Source organism: Bacillaceae bacterium S4-13-56, from assembly GCA_040191315.1.
Taxonomy (GTDB): Bacteria; Bacillota; Bacilli; order Bacillales; family JAWJLM01; genus JAWJLM01.
Genome location: JAWJLM010000162.1, coordinates 1 through 1,498, shown reverse-complemented (window position 1 = coordinate 1,498; position 1,498 = coordinate 1). Strand labels below are relative to the sequence as shown.

The 1,498-nt window shown below is 34.2% G+C and carries 4 protein-coding genes; 3 read left to right on the top strand and 1 reads right to left on the bottom strand.

What is annotated here, in order from left to right; translation table 11 throughout:
- The 3 genes from RZN25_18355 to RZN25_18345 form a co-directional block, all read left to right on the top strand.
- A partial coding sequence (locus RZN25_18355) for a transposase (GenBank protein MEQ6378762.1) occupies positions 1-316 on the top strand: 316 nt, incomplete at its 5' end.
- A gap of 1 nt (position 317) precedes the next feature.
- Positions 318-440: a hypothetical protein gene (locus RZN25_18350; GenBank protein ID MEQ6378761.1), complete on the top strand. Its 123-nt coding sequence runs from the start codon at positions 318-320 to the stop codon at positions 438-440.
- 19 nt (positions 441-459) lie between these two features.
- Positions 460-630: a magnesium chelatase domain-containing protein gene (locus RZN25_18345; protein ID MEQ6378760.1), complete on the top strand. Its 171-nt coding sequence runs from the start codon at positions 460-462 to the stop codon at positions 628-630.
- Between the two features lie 147 nt (positions 631-777).
- On the opposite strand, the gene RZN25_18340 is transcribed toward RZN25_18345, so the two are convergent.
- Complete coding sequence (locus RZN25_18340) at positions 778-1,299, bottom strand: CBO0543 family protein (protein MEQ6378759.1); 522 nt, start codon at positions 1,297-1,299, stop codon at positions 778-780.
- Positions 1,300-1,498 lie beyond the last annotated feature (199 nt).

The following is a 1,498-nucleotide window of genomic DNA, read 5'->3' as shown; positions in this document are numbered from 1 at the left end:
TCAGAAATATCACTTTTCCGGACACGTATTTGAAAGCCGTTATGGTGCAGAGTTGTTAAGTACTGTTGAGTATGAGTTAGAAGTTAATAAGTATATCCACCTGAATCCACTGCGGGCCAATATGGTTGAGAGATTAGAAGATTATCGATGGAGTAGTTACTTAAATTATATAGGTGCTGTTAAGGATTCATTGGTAAGTACAGAGCGGATTTATACATTTATTCCACCACCTAAGGCTGAGAATTATATAAAGTTCTTACATGCTGTAGGAGATACGAATATTTTGAATGTAAAAGAAACAACTGGAGGTGAATGATTTGGTTACGAACGTTTCAAGTATTGGACTTCGCGGGATGGAAGGCTACCGGATTCAGGTGGAGGTCCATGTGATGGAGGGGCAGCCTTCGTTTGCGATTATAGGTTTACCGGATCTTGTGTAAGGGAGTCTAGAGAGCTGTCATGAGTGAGTTAACCATGATGAATTGTGATGTATCGAATGAAAAGGTGGTTGTACAATTGTCTCTCCCAGAGCAAAGGAAAGCAGGTCCATTTTTCGATATCGCGATTGCACTTGAAATCTTAAAGGAGAAAGGGAAAATAATGAAGAAGAAGTGTGGGTTATGCTATTAGGATATTTGCTGGACCTTTGGGAATGCGATAAGTACGGTGTGAACAGGGGGAAAAGGGGGCGATAATTTCAAACTCTTACCTAGTATGTATTAATAAAGAAACAACAAAAAAAACCAGTTATTGGTCTTTAAAGGTAGAAGTAAATTGTTACTCATTTTTCAAAGTGTTTTCTTTCTTCTGTATATGAGGAGGGGTGAATTTTTTATCTAAGAAACGAATTCCCTCAATGCATCCTTTAACAAGCAAAAAAGCAAACGAAAGTACAATAAATGTAATATAGCTATTCCAACCCTTGTTATATTTAACTAAATTGGTATTTTTTTCAATCCAATTTTCCATAAGAGTCATTGGTCCGGTAAAAAGAAAAACACTCAAGATTGACTTTAATGGCTTCATTTTATATGTAAATTGATTATATATGACACACGATAAAGGAAATATTACGTATAAAAACACAATATTTGAGTCAAATAATTTAGGGAAATAGCGTACTGGATATTGCAAATATTTTGTTTTAATTACTGGTCCATCAAATATAGTGGAAACTAAAGTTTTAATAAAAAAAATAAGAAACCAGTCCTTCAATTGTCCTTTTCTACGTAATAAAAAAAATATGCTTCCGCTTATTCCTAAAATAGTAAATAAGTTCAATATTGTCTTATCCCTCATATATAAACACCTCCTATAAATAGGTTGTCCTTTCATGAAAAAATTATCAGTGAAAACAGAAATTTTTTTGGTAAAGGTGTCAGGCACCATAAAAAGACAGATGGTGGTTTTTGTGTTTTCTGGGTGGACAAGAGATGGGGCTGTTATTTGCTGGGATAGTGGTCTTTATTTTTTGTAGAATTATGTTTAGTATTAAGTT

Excerpts from the sequence above, each read along its gene's own strand:
- RZN25_18345 (MEQ6378760.1), top strand. The coding sequence starts at position 460 with ATGAGTGAGTTAACCATGATGAATTGTGATGTATCGAATGAAAAGGTG.
- RZN25_18340 (MEQ6378759.1), bottom strand. The coding sequence starts at position 1,299 with ATGAGGGATAAGACAATATTGAACTTATTTACTATTTTAGGAATAAGC.